Below are 12,532 nucleotides of genomic sequence, written 5' to 3'. Positions count from 1 at the left end.
CAATTGCGCGAGGGATCGTTAAGAGGTGCGGCTGGCCTGGGGGCCAAATGAGACGAGACTGGACTTTCAGATGAAGAAACTTCTGTTGATGACGACGGCGCTCGTGGTGCTGGCTTCTCCGACGCTGGCCGCGGATCTCGCCGCGCGTCCCTACACGAAGGCGCCGGCACCGATGATGGCCGCGATCTATGATTGGAGCGGCTTCTACATCGGTGCGAACGGTGGCGGCGGCTGGAGCCACAACACCTGGGATCTCGTCGGCGGCGGCCGCGAGGGCTCGCATGATTCGTCGGGGGGCACGATCGGCGGCCAGTTCGGCTATCGCTGGCAGATGGGGCCGGTCGTGTTCGGCGTCGAGGCGCAGGGCAACTGGGCCGACTTCACCGGCGACAATGTCAGCGCGCTGTTCGCGACCCGCAACCGCACCAAGACCGATGCATTCGGCCTGTTCACCGGCCAGGTCGGCTATGCTTTCAACAACGTGCTGCTCTACGCCAAGGGCGGTGCGGCCGTGACCAGCAACAAGTACACGATCACCAATGCGGTCACCGGCGCGTTCCTCGCCTCCAACACCGACAGCCGCTGGGGCGGCGTGGTCGGCGCCGGCCTCGAATACGGCTTCGCGCCGAACTGGTCGGTGGGCGTCGAATACGACCATCTGTTCATGGACCGGCAGACCGTGAGCTTCGGCGCGCTCGGCTCCGACAGCATCAAGCAGGACGTCGATTTGTTCACGGCGCGTCTGAACTATCGCTTCGGCGGCCCGACGATCGCCAAATACTGATCGTCCTATACTGACGTCATGTCCTGATCGCCTGTTCTTCGGATCGGCGAATCGATCAGCCCCGGTGTTCGCGCCGGGGCTTTTTCGTGGATCGACTGGCGCCGATTAACCACGTGCGGAACGGTTCGCCGGATATTCCCAACAGCGTGCTTGACCAGAGAACGAAAAAGGAACATTGTTCTTCATATGTTCTAGCTCAGGGAGGTCCCATGCTGAAGGTTTTCGTCGAAGAAGCCGCCGCACTGGCGTCGATCACGCTGTTTGTCGGGATGATCGCGCTCTGGGCGCAAATCATTCCGCAGCTTTGACTTTTCACAAGGGCGGCCCGGCTGGGGAAAAGCCGGACAGCCGACCGGGGCGCCGGACTCGCGGGCGGCTGATCCGGTATCATGGCGGAGCGAGTCGGTCGGGAACGCAGACCCTGACTTTGGTCATCTCCTCCGCCGGACCGGCGCGCTGCTTTCAAAAAGCCCTCAGGGAAGTTGCAAGGCGAGCATGTCCAGCGCCGGATTCGTCCATCTTCACGTTCACTCCGCCTATTCGCTGCTGAAGGGCTCGATCAAGATCGCCAAGCTCGGCGAACTCGCCAAGGCCGACCGCCAGCCGGCGCTGGCGCTGACCGACACCGACAACATGTTCGGTGCGCTCGAATTCTCCGACAAGATGGCGGGCTACGGCATCCAGCCGATCGCGGGCTGCGAGCTCGCCATCGATTTCGGCGACATGGATCCGAACGCCCGCAATGCCGGCGCGGTCGCGCAGCCCTCGCGTATCGTCCTGCTGGCGGCAAACGAGGAGGGTTATCGGCACCTGATGCGGCTGAACTCGCGGGCGTTCCTCGAGACGCCGACGCATCAGGCGCCGCACATCAAGTTCGACTGGCTGACGGAAGGCGTCGACGGTCTGATCGCGCTGACGGGCGGACCGGACGGGCCGATCTCGCTCGCGCTCCAGCACGACATGGCCGCCTTGGCCGCGCAGCGCTGCGAGCGCTTGGCGGGCCAGTTCGGCGACCGGCTCTACATCGAGCTGCAGCGCCATGGAACGGAGCGCGAGCGCCGCGTCGAGGGTGGGCTGATCGACATCGCCTACGACAAGGGGCTGCCGCTGGTCGCGACCAACGAGCCGTATTTCGCCAGTACCGACGACTACGAGGCGCATGATGCGCTGTTGTGCATCGCCGGCGGCCATCTCATCGCCGACACCGATCGCGTGCAGCTGACGCCGGATCATCGCTTCAAGACCCGCGCCGAGATGGCGGTGCTGTTCGCCGACCTTCCCGAGGCGCTGGCCTCGACGGTCGAGATCGCCGAGCGCTGCTCGTACCGGCCGCGGACGCGAAAGCCGATCCTGCCGTTCTTCACCGTCGGTGCAGGCACCGGTGATACAGTGGATGCGGCCAGCGCCGAGGCCGCCGAGCTGAAGCGGCAGGCCGAGGAGGGTCTGGAGCGGCGCCTCAAGGTGCACGGCATGGCGCCGGGCATGACCGAGGAGGACTATCAGAAGCGGCTCGCCTTCGAGCTCGACGTCATCATGCGCATGAAGTACGCGGGTTACTTCCTGATCGTGTCGGACTTCATCAAATGGGCCAAGGCGCACGGCATTCCCGTGGGTCCGGGCCGCGGCTCGGGTGCCGGCTCGCTGGTCGCCTGGGTGCTGACCATCACCGACCTCGACCCGATGCGCTTCGCGCTGCTGTTCGAGCGCTTCCTCAATCCCGAGCGCGTGTCGATGCCGGACTTCGACATCGACTTCTGCCAGGACCGCCGCGGCGAGGTGATCTCCTACGTCCAGCAGCGCTACGGCCGCGACCAGGTGGCGCAGATCATCACCTTCGGTACGTTGCAGGCGCGCGGCGTGCTGCGCGACGTCGGCCGCGTGCTGCAGATGCCCTATGGCCAGGTCGACAAGCTCACCAAGCTGGTGCCGCAGAATCCGGCCGCACCCGTGACGCTCGCCGCCGCCATCGAGGGCGAGCCGAAGCTGCAGGCGTTCCGCGACGAGGATCCGGTCGTGGCGCGCGCCTTCGATATCGCGATGCGTCTCGAAGGCCTGACGCGCCACGCGTCGACCCACGCCGCGGGCATCGTCATCGGCGACCGGCCGCTCAGCGAGCTCGTGCCGATGTATCGCGATCCGAAATCGGACATGCCGGTCACCCAGTTCAACATGAAGTGGGTCGAGCCGGCCGGCCTCGTCAAGTTCGACTTCCTCGGCCTGAAGACGCTGACCGTGCTCGACGTCGCCGTGAAGCTGTTGAAGCAGCGCGACGTTCATGTCGATCTCGCGACCTTGCCGATCGACGACGCCGCGAGCTACCAGATGCTGGCGCGCGGCGATGTGGTCGGCGTGTTCCAGGTTGAAAGCCAGGGCATGCGGCGGGCGCTGATCGACATGCGCCCTGACCGTTTCGAGGACATCATCGCACTGGTCGCGCTGTATCGCCCCGGCCCGATGGCCAACATCCCGACCTACTGCGCCCGCAAGCATGGCGAGGAGGAGCCGGAATATCTGCATCCGATCCTGGAGCCGATCCTCAAAGAAACGTTCGGCGTCATCATCTACCAGGAGCAGGTGATGCAGGTCGCGCAGCAGATGTCGGGCTATTCGCTCGGCGAAGCCGACCTGCTGCGCCGCGCCATGGGCAAGAAGATCCGCGCCGAGATGGACAAGCAGCGTGTCCGTTTCGTCGAGGGCGCGGTCAAGAACGGCGTGCCGAAGGACCAGGCCGACACCATCTTCGATCTCTTGGCGAAGTTCGCCGACTACGGCTTCAACAAGTCGCACGCCGCCGCCTACGCGCTCGTGTCCTATCACACCGCCTACATGAAGGCGCACTATCCGGTGGAGTTCATCGCGGCGTCGATGACGCTCGATCTCAACAACACGGACAAGCTCTCCGAATTCCGCGCCGAGGCGCAGCGCCTGGGGATCAAGGTCGAGCCGCCCTCGATCAACCGCTCGGGGCCGACCTTCGAGGTCAGCGGCAACACCATCTTCTACGCGCTCGCCGCGCTCAAGGGCGTCGGCCCGCAGGCGATCGAGATGATCGTCGAGGCCCGCAACAAGGGCGGCCCTTTCACCTCGCTCGCCGACTTCGCCTCCCGCGTCAGTCCGCGCGCCATCAACAAGCGCATCATCGAGACCTTGGCCGCGGCCGGCGCCTTCGACTGCCTGGACAAGAACCGCGCCCGCGTGTTCGCCGGCGCCGACGCGATCGTCGCCGCCTGCCAGCGTGCCAACGAGGCGGCGACATCAGGCCAGAACGACATGTTCGGCAACGCCGCCGACGCGCCGGCGATCATCCTGCCGAACATCGAGAACTGGCTGCCGGCCGAGCGCCTCCGCCGCGAATACGATGCGATCGGCTTCTTCCTGTCCGGCCATCCGCTCGACGACTACGCGGCGGCGCTGAAGCGGCTGCGGGTGCAGAGCTGGGCCGAGTTCTCGCGCGCGGTGAAGACCGGCGCGACTGCGGGGAAGGTCGCGGCCACGGTGGTGTCGCGCATGGAGCGCCGCACCAAGACCGGCAACAAGATGGGCATCATGGGCCTGTCGGACCCGACCGGCCATTTCGAAGCCGTGCTGTTCTCCGAAGGCCTCGCGCAATATCGCGACGTGCTCGAGCCCGGTGCCGCGGTGCTGTTGCAGCTCGGTGCCGAGCTGCAGGGCGAGGACGTCCGCGCCCGCGTGCTGCACGCCGAGCCGCTCGACGATGCCGCGGCCAAGACCCAGCGCGGCCTGCGCATCTTCCTGCGCGACACCAAGCCGCTCGACTCCATCGTCAAGCGGCTGCAGGGCGACGGGGCCGCAGCTAACGGCAATGGCGCGGTGGCGAAGGGCCCCGCAACGGCGCCGCCGCCACGGGCTGCGGCTGGCGAGGGCGAGGTGTCACTGGTGATGATGCTCGACCTGGAAACCGAGGTGGAGATGAAGCTGCCCGGCCGCTTCAAGGTTTCGCCACAAATCGCTGGCGCCATCAAGGCAGTGACCGGCGTGGTCGAGGTGCAGCAGCTCTGATCCGGGCCGCCAGTTCCGACGAGGCGGCCTTGGCTTGGCCGTTCGAGAGGAGAAAAGGCGGACGAGGAGGGAACCAAAAAGCTGCGTCCTCGCTGTTCCGGCATGCCTCCGTTCAACCGCGGTTCAGCCTCCCGCGTGCTGTATCCGGGGCAGGTGCCTCGAGAAGGGCTCGAACCGTCATGCGCTTGGCCAATAACAACTCACGATTCATCGTCCGTATCGCGCTCTGCCTGCTCGCGCTGGCCGCTCTCTCGCGTCCTGTCGCGGCGCAGCAGCCCGCAGCTGAGAAGCGCATTGCGCTGGTCATCGGCAACGGTGCCTACGCCAAGGGTGCGCTGGCCACGGCGGCCAACGACGCCGGCCTGATCGCGCAGACCTTGCAGGCCGCCGGCTTCGACGTCGTCGGCGCCCGCGATCTCGATGCCGACACGCTGCGCAAGAGTTTTCGCGATTTCATTCACAAGGCTCAATCGTCCGACGGCAACACGGTGGCGATGGTCTACCTGGCCGGCTATGGCATGCAGCTCGCCGGCGAGAACTACTTCATCCCGGTCGATGCCAATATCGCCGGCGATGTCGACATTCCCACCGAAGGCCTGCGCCTCAGCGACTACGTACGCCAGCTGGCCGCGACGCAGCTGAAGGCCGGCGTTGTCGTGCTCGACGCGGCGCGGCAGCAGCCCTTCCTGACCAACGGTCCGACGATCGCGGGCGGGCTCGCGCTGGTCGAGCCCGACAACAACATGTTGATCGCCTTCAACGCCGCGCCCGGCACGATCGCTCCGAACGAGACCGGCAATTACGGCGTCTATGCGCGCTCTTTGGCCGAGATGATCCGCACCGGCGGACTGTCGCTGCCGGAGGTGTTCGACCGGCTGCGGCTGCGCGTCAACGAGGAGACCAAGGGCGCCCAGGTGCCGTGGGATGCGCAGAAGATCCAGGCCGCCTTCACCTTCTTCGAGCGCGCGCCGGATGCGCCGGCGCCGCAGGCCTCGCCGGAGCAGACCGCGGCGCTGCGCGCGCGGCCGATCCGCGAGCTGCCAGTGCAGGAGGCCTATACGGCCGCGCTCGAGCGCGACACGCTGCAAGGCTATGAGGACTTCATCGCCGCCTATCCCGGTGATCCGCTTGCCAGGCGCGTGCGGGCCATCGTAGCTGCCCGGCGCGAGGCCTTGACCTGGCGGCGTACCTACCGCACCGACAGTCCGGAAGCCTACTGGTCGTATCTGAAGCGCTATCCTTACGGGGCGCACGCAGCGGACGCGCGCCGCCGTCTCGCCATCCTGTCGGCCCCTCCCGAGCCGCCGCCGACCTTTGCGATGATCGAGTATGACGTGCCGCCGCCGCCGCTCGACGAAGTCACTTATGTCGAGCGGCCGGTACTGATGTTCTCCGATCCCGATTTCGGTTTCGTGCCGCCGCCGCCGCCGCCGGTCTACATCCTGCCGCCGCCACCCCCGGAGTTCGTGGAGCTGCCGCCGCCCTACGCGCCGGTCGGGCTGTTCATCCTGCCGCGCCCGGTCTTCGTGCCGATCCCGGTCTATGTCAGTCCGCCAGCCTTCGTCGCGCCGCCGCCGAACAACATCATCTACCAGAACATCCACAACACCACGGTCATCAACACCGTGATCAACCGTCCGGCGCCGCCGGCCGGACCGGTCACGGCTGGACCTGCCGCCGCGACGCCGCCGGCAGCCGCGGTTGCGCCGGCGTTGCCGCCGGCCGTCGTGCAGCGCGCGAACCTGATCCAGCAGGGCAAGGTGCCGCCGCCCCCGACGGGTCCGGGTGCCATCCCGGCCGGCCGGCCGGGCGCACCGCCCCCCATCCAGGCCAATGCTCCTTCTGGCCGGCCCCTGCCGCCCGCCGGCGGACCAGGGCAGGGAGCCGCCCCCGGGCAAGGACCCGCCAATGTCAATGCGCTTCCGGTGCCGGGCCGCGGCGGCCCGCCGATTCCGCCGGCGGCGCAGGCGCCGAATGCCCGTTTGCCAGCGACGGCGTCTCCATCCCCCGCACAGCCGCTCGGAGCGCGTCCCGACCTGCGCGCGAACCGGACCCCGCCCGGCGCATCAGTGTCGCCCTCCCGTCCGATACCTCCACCGCCGGTCGCCTCCCGCGGTCCCGAGGGGCGTCCACGCATCCAGCAGGCCGCACCACCAACGGTTGAGCGCCGTGCCCCGCCGCCGGCAACCGCCCGCCTCAGCCCTCCGCCCGCGCCGCCCCGGCCGCCGGTCGCGCCCGTCGTGCGCGCTGCCCCGCCCCGGCCTGCACCGCCGCCGCCACAAGCGATGCGCCCGGCCGCTCCGCCGCCGATGGCACGTCCAGCTCCGCCGCCGCAGATGGCGCGGCCGGCTCCGCCTCCGATGGCCATGGCACGTCCAGCGCCGTCACCGCAGATGGCGAGGCCAGCGGCGCCCCCGCCCCGGCCGGCGCCTCCGCCGGCCCAGGGCAAGCGGTGTCCGCCGAACGTCCCGCATTGCTGAGCAATCCTGCGCCGCTTCGACGGCGTAGCGGTTGCAACGCAGGCCTGTTTTCGATATTGGCCGAACCGCCGGATTGATCGATCGTGGGCGCAGGACGTCGGCAGCCGACGACGTGTTGCGGGGGCGTCATTGATTTCAGCGTTGGTTCGATCCGTGCGCGCGCTGTGGCACAGCGCTATCATCATCGCCCTGTGCGGTGCCTGCGCTGGCCTTGCATCACCGGCCGCGGCTCAGGGCGTTCCCGGTGCCGAAACCGTCTACGCGTCCGCGCCGCCGCGCCTGCTGCAGATCCGTACCTTGCTGGCCGATGCCGGCCGTCAGACCTCGACCGGGTCCGGCTTCCTGGTTTCCGCCGACGGGCTCGCGATCACCAACTACCACGTCGTCTCCGACGCGGCGTTGGAGCCGAAGACCTATCGTCTCGAATATACGGGCGCCGACGGCACACAGGGGAATGTGACTCTGCTCGCGGTCGATCTGCCCAACGACCTCGCATTGATCCGCGTGGACAAGCAGGAGGCGCCGTTCTTCACCTTCGACAAGGCGGCGCTCGACGGCACGCTGGCGAAGGGCGAGCGGCTCTATTCCCTGGGCAATCCGCTCGATCTCGGCTTCACCATCATCGAGGGCACGTATAACGGCCTTGTCGAGCACAGCTACAACGACCACATCCACTTCACCGGCGCGCTCAATCCCGGAATGAGCGGCGGCCCCGCGGTCAACGCGCAGGGGCAGGTGGTCGGCATCAACGTCGCCACGCGCCGCGGTGGTCAGCTGATCAGCTTCCTGGTGCCGGCGCGATTCGCCGCCGCGCTGCTGGCGCGCGGCCGCGAGGCAAGCCCTGCGGCCGGCGACCTGCGCAAGGACGTGATCGCCCAGCTCGCGAGCTGGCGCGGCGCGCTCTACAAATCGCTGGGGGACGAGGGGTTTCGTGATCGCGTGTTCGGCTCCTATCAAGCCCCCGAAACGCGCTCGGCATGGTTCGAATGCTGGGCGAGCACCAACGCCAGCGCATCGCCCAAGCCGCGCGCCAGCATCAACTCGACGAGCTGCAAGGCGGATGCGAGCGTCTATGTCGCCTCCGACCTCAACACCGGCACGGTGGAGGTCAATCACTCCTATGCGAAGTCGATCGACCTCAATCAATTCCAGTTCGCGACGGTGCTGACGCAGCTGGCGCAGCCGCGACTGACCATGGGCGGCTCGTTCCGCAAATGGTACACGCCGCAGCATTGCCACGAGGATTTCGTCGGCGTCACGCCGGCGGCCGAGCATCCGTCCTTGCGCGTCATGTGGTGCGCCCAGGGCTATCGCGAGTTCGACGGCCTGTACGACGTCGCCGTGGTGGCGGTGACGCAGGACCGCGCCGACGAGGCGCTGGTGTCGCGGCTCAATCTGCAGGCGATCGCCTATAACGATGCGCTGCGGATCGGCGCGAGCTTCCTCCAACGGCTGCAGGTCGTCCGATGATCTGGATCGAGATCCTCTCCAGGCATCGCGACGTCACCGGCCGCTTCCGCGTCGATGCCGCCGAGATCCATGTCGGCCGCGGCTACGACAACCACGTCATTCTCGATGACCCCTATGTCGCCGCGCGGCATGTCCGCATCTTCCGCGACGAGGAGGGCCGCCTCGTCGCCGAAGATCTCGGCAGCGCCAACGGGCTCTATCTCGGCAGCAGCAAGAGCCGCAAGCCGCAGCTCGTGCTCGACGGCACAGAGCCGATCCGGATCGGCCAGACGCTGCTCCGCGTGCGCGACGCGGCTCACGCCGTCGAGCCGGAGCGCCTCGCCGGATCGGAGCGCGGCGCGCTTCCGGTCATCGCCGCGATCGTGCTTGGCGCCGTGCTGCTGGCCATCAATGCGCTGCTGGTCTGGTTCGCCCAGGTTTCCGAACCGCATGCGTCCGACTATCTTGTGCCGACGCTTACCATGATCGGCGTGGTGGTCGCGTGGGTCGGCGTCTGGGCGCTGCTGTCGCGGCTGTTTTCGGGACGAGCGCATTTTCTGCGGCATCTTCTGATCGCCGAGGCCGGGCTGGTGGCGTTCTGGATCTACAGCGAGCTCGCGCAGGTCGCCTCGTTCGCGCTGACCTGGACCACGATCTTCACCTATGGCTATGCGGTCGCCTGGATCGTGCTGGCCACGATCTGCTTCCTGCATCTGCGCGAGGTCGGGCGGACCCATATGATCGTCAAAGGCGTCGTCGTCGGCATCCTGCTCGTCGTCGCGATCGCGGTGCAGACGCTGCAGCGTTCGGAAGCTTTTGCGAATTCCGGCCGGCCCAATGTCACTCACGTGCTGCTGCCACCCTCCTTGCGCCTGGTTCCGCTGCGCAGCCAACAGGCGTTCATCGGCGACGTCGCCAGGCTGAAGGCCAAGCTCGACGCCGATCGTATCGAGCTCACTCCGGGTGTGGAGCGCTGAGCACAGTTCCGCTGTCTTTGTTTCCGGAGAGTTCCCGGAGATTGCAAGTTCCCAGCGTCCCGGCATAGCGTTGATCCCGGGGATTTACGGGGGCTTCAAATGAAACGACGGACGATTGTGGGACTGGCTCTGGCGTTGCTGGTAGCGGGGTGCGTCACGGGCAGGGAAGGAACGGAATACGCGGTCATCTCACAAAAGATCGGTGCGCCGCGGCCTGGTCATTCCCGGATCGTCATCATGAGCCTGAAGGATTCCTGGCTCGACCGGACCAATTGTGACGCCAAGGTCGATGGCATTGCCTTGAATCGTCTGATGCCCGGCACTTACGCCTATGTCGACCGCCCGGCAGGGCCGCACCACGTTACGGCAACCCAGATCCTGTTCCCCGGCGAGACGGTGCTCGATTTCAACACCGAGCCTGGGAAGACCTATTTCTTCTCGATCAAGCCCAGTGAGCGCTCCCGGGCGATGCAGGGCGGCGCGATCATGTTCGGGCTGGTCGGGGCGGGCGTGATGGCTGCAGCCTCCGCCGGCGCAGACAACAAGGGGCCCGTCGACCTCGTGCCGCTCCAGGAAAGCCAGGCCCGGACCGCCATGGTGGAACTCCTCCAGGCCGAATAGCCCCCATTTTCCTTGCGTTGCGCCAAAATCCGGCTATATAGCGCGCCATCTCACACGGAAACTTGGCTCTCCTAGAGGGCGTCCGGTGGCAAGCCGGGCCGTAACGGCCCGTTTTTGCTCACGCGTTTCCGGAGGAATCAACCGGAGAATATCCAATGGCGCTGCCTGAATTCACCATGCGCCAGCTGCTCGAAGCTGGCGTTCACTTTGGCCACCAGTCTCACCGCTGGAATCCGAAAATGGCCGATTACATTTTCGGGGCTCGCAACAACATCCACATCATCGACCTCGCTCAGACCGTGCCGCTGCTGCACACGGCGCTGCAGGCGGTGAGCGACACCGTCGCCAAGGGCGGCCGCATCCTGTTCGTCGGCACCAAGCGCCAGGCGCAGGACAACGTTGCCGACGCGGCCAAGCGCTGCGCGCAGTATTTCGTCAATTCGCGCTGGCTCGGCGGCACGCTGACCAACTGGAAGACGATCTCGGCGTCGATCAAGCGTCTGCGTCACCTCGATGAAGTGCTGTCCTCGGGCGAGGCCAACTCCTACACCAAGAAGGAGCGCCTGACGCTGCAGCGCGAGCGCGACAAGCTCGACCGCTCGCTCGGCGGCATCAAGGACATGGGCGGTCTGCCCGACATGATCTTCGTGATCGACACCAACAAGGAAGACATCGCGATCCAGGAGGCCCAGCGCCTCAACATCCCGGTCGCCGCGATCGTCGACACCAATTGCGATCCGAAGGGCATCACCTACGTGGTCCCCGGCAATGACGACGCCGGCCGCGCCATCTCGCTGTATTGCGACCTGATCGCGCGCGCTGCCATCGACGGCATCTCGCGCGCCCAGGGCGAGCTCGGCATCGACGTCGGCGCCTCCGCCGCGCCGCTGGAGGAGGATCTCCCGGCTGCTTCTGCCTCGACCTTCCAGGGGCTGCCGGGCCCGCGCGGCACTGCCGACGACCTGAAGAAGCTCACCGGCGTGTCCGGTGCGATCGAGAAGAAGCTGAACGACCTCGGCATCTTCCACTTCTGGCAGCTTGCCGAGCTCAACCACGACACGGCGCATCAGATCGGCGAAGAAGTCGGTCTGCCGAGCCGCGCCGACGCCTGGGTCGCCCAGGCCAAGTCGCTCGCCGACGCCTAAGACGACACGAATCTGGCCGGCGTCGCACGCCGGCCATCGCGACTGAGATAGGGTTTCCTGGCAGCGGACGGCGATGAGCCATCCGCTGCGTCGCGCTTTGGACAGGCAAAAGGACGTTCAACAATGGCGAATATCACCGCAGCGATGGTGAAAGACCTGCGCGAGTCGACCGGCGCGGGCATGATGGATTGCAAGGCTGCGCTCACCGAGACCGGCGGCGACATGCAGGCGGCCCAGGATTGGCTGCGCAAAAAGGGCCTGTCGAAGGCCGCCAAGAAGGCCGGCCGCGTCGCGGCCGAGGGCCTGATCGGCGCGCTGACCTCGGGCAAGAAGGGCGTGGTCGTCGAGGTCAACTCCGAGACCGACTTCGTCGCGCGCAACGAGCACTTCCAGGGCCTGGTCAAGATGATCGCCCAGGTCGCGCTCGACGTCGGCGCCGATGTCGAGAAGATCAAGGCCGCCAAGGTCGGCAGCATCACGGTCGAGGCCGCGATCGCCGATTCGATCGCGACCATCGGTGAGAACCAGTCGCTGCGCCGCGCGGCCGCGCTCGAAGTGAGCGAGGGCGTGGTGGCGAGCTACGTCCACGGCGCGGTCATCGAGGGCGCCGGCAAGCTCGGCGTCATCGTTGCGCTGGAGTCGCCGGGCAAGACCGACGAACTCGCGGCGCTCGGCCGTCAGCTCGCGATGCATGTCGCCGCCGCCAACCCGCAGGCGATCGATGCCGCCGGTCTCGATCCGGAGGTCGTCAAGCGCGAGAAGGACGTGCTCTCCGACAAATATCGGCAGCAGGGCAAGCCGGAAAACGTGATCGAGAAGATCGTCGAGTCCGGCCTGAAGACCTATTACAAGGAAGTCACCCTGCTCGAGCAGGCCTTTATCCACGACAGCGGCAAGTCCGTTGCCCAGGCGCTGAAGGAGGCCGAAGGCAAGGTCGGCGGTCCGATCAAGGTGGCCGGTTTCGTCCGCTATGCGCTCGGTGAGGGCATCGAGAAGGAAGAGACCGACTTCGCCGCCGAAGTCGCCGCCGCCAGCGGCAAGAAGTAACGACTGACA

Annotated in this window: 8 protein-coding genes; all 8 read left to right on the top strand. The window is 66.9% G+C overall.

Annotated features, from left to right (window positions below; genetic code table 11):
- The first annotated feature begins 70 nt into the window (after positions 1-70).
- The 8 genes from BRADO_RS19325 to tsf all read left to right on the top strand — a co-directional run bounded on the left by BRADO_RS19325 (position 71) and on the right by tsf (position 12,523).
- Complete coding sequence (locus BRADO_RS19325; protein ID WP_011927027.1) at positions 71-784, top strand: outer membrane protein; 714 nt, start codon at positions 71-73, stop codon at positions 782-784.
- A gap of 495 nt (positions 785-1,279) precedes the next feature.
- A complete protein-coding gene (gene dnaE, locus BRADO_RS19320) occupies positions 1,280-4,804 on the top strand; it encodes a DNA polymerase III subunit alpha (protein ID WP_011927025.1) in 3,525 nt (1,174 codons plus the stop codon).
- 179 nt (positions 4,805-4,983) lie between these two features.
- Positions 4,984-7,284 (top strand): caspase domain-containing protein, encoded by a 2,301-nt coding sequence (locus BRADO_RS19315; RefSeq protein ID WP_011927024.1) that lies wholly within the window; start codon positions 4,984-4,986, stop codon positions 7,282-7,284.
- 129 nt (positions 7,285-7,413) lie between these two features.
- The gene (locus BRADO_RS19310) at positions 7,414-8,754 is read left to right on the top strand and encodes a S1C family serine protease (RefSeq protein WP_011927023.1); all 1,341 of its coding nucleotides are present in this window, start codon (positions 7,414-7,416) and stop codon (positions 8,752-8,754) included.
- Positions 8,751-9,710, top strand: coding sequence for an FHA domain-containing protein (locus tag BRADO_RS19305; protein ID WP_011927022.1), 960 nt, complete (start codon positions 8,751-8,753; stop codon positions 9,708-9,710). The genes BRADO_RS19310 and BRADO_RS19305 overlap by 4 nt, the downstream gene beginning before the upstream one ends.
- Before the next feature lie 237 nt (positions 9,711-9,947).
- Positions 9,948-10,331 carry a hypothetical protein gene (locus tag BRADO_RS19300; protein WP_011927021.1) on the top strand — a complete coding sequence of 128 codons (384 nt, stop codon included), beginning with the start codon at positions 9,948-9,950 and terminating at the stop codon, positions 10,329-10,331.
- A 155-nt stretch (positions 10,332-10,486) separates the two neighbouring features.
- On the top strand, positions 10,487-11,476 hold the full coding sequence (locus tag BRADO_RS19295; protein ID WP_011927020.1) for a 30S ribosomal protein S2: 990 nt from the start codon (positions 10,487-10,489) through the stop codon (positions 11,474-11,476).
- 123 nt (positions 11,477-11,599) lie between these two features.
- Positions 11,600-12,523, top strand: a complete 924-nt coding sequence (gene tsf, locus BRADO_RS19290) for a translation elongation factor Ts (protein WP_011927019.1) — start codon at positions 11,600-11,602, stop codon at positions 12,521-12,523.
- The last annotated feature ends 9 nt before the right edge of the window (positions 12,524-12,532 follow it).

Origin of the sequence: Bradyrhizobium sp. ORS 278, assembly GCF_000026145.1 — a bacterium.
Classification (GTDB): domain Bacteria; phylum Pseudomonadota; class Alphaproteobacteria; order Rhizobiales; family Xanthobacteraceae; genus Bradyrhizobium.
This window is presented reverse-complemented; position numbering and strand designations above follow the sequence as displayed.

Bases quoted from the DNA above. Each gene is read 5' to 3' on its own strand.
- BRADO_RS19325 (WP_011927027.1), top strand. From the start codon at position 71: ATGAAGAAACTTCTGTTGATGACGACGGCGCTCGTGGTGCTGGCTTCT.
- dnaE (WP_011927025.1), top strand. From the start codon at position 1,280: ATGTCCAGCGCCGGATTCGTCCATCTTCACGTTCACTCCGCCTATTCG.
- BRADO_RS19315 (WP_011927024.1), top strand. From the start codon at position 4,984: ATGCGCTTGGCCAATAACAACTCACGATTCATCGTCCGTATCGCGCTC.
- BRADO_RS19305 (WP_011927022.1), top strand. From the start codon at position 8,751: ATGATCTGGATCGAGATCCTCTCCAGGCATCGCGACGTCACCGGCCGC.
- BRADO_RS19300 (WP_011927021.1), top strand. From the start codon at position 9,948: ATGAGCCTGAAGGATTCCTGGCTCGACCGGACCAATTGTGACGCCAAG.
- BRADO_RS19295 (WP_011927020.1), top strand. From the start codon at position 10,487: ATGGCGCTGCCTGAATTCACCATGCGCCAGCTGCTCGAAGCTGGCGTT.
- tsf (WP_011927019.1), top strand. From the start codon at position 11,600: ATGGCGAATATCACCGCAGCGATGGTGAAAGACCTGCGCGAGTCGACC.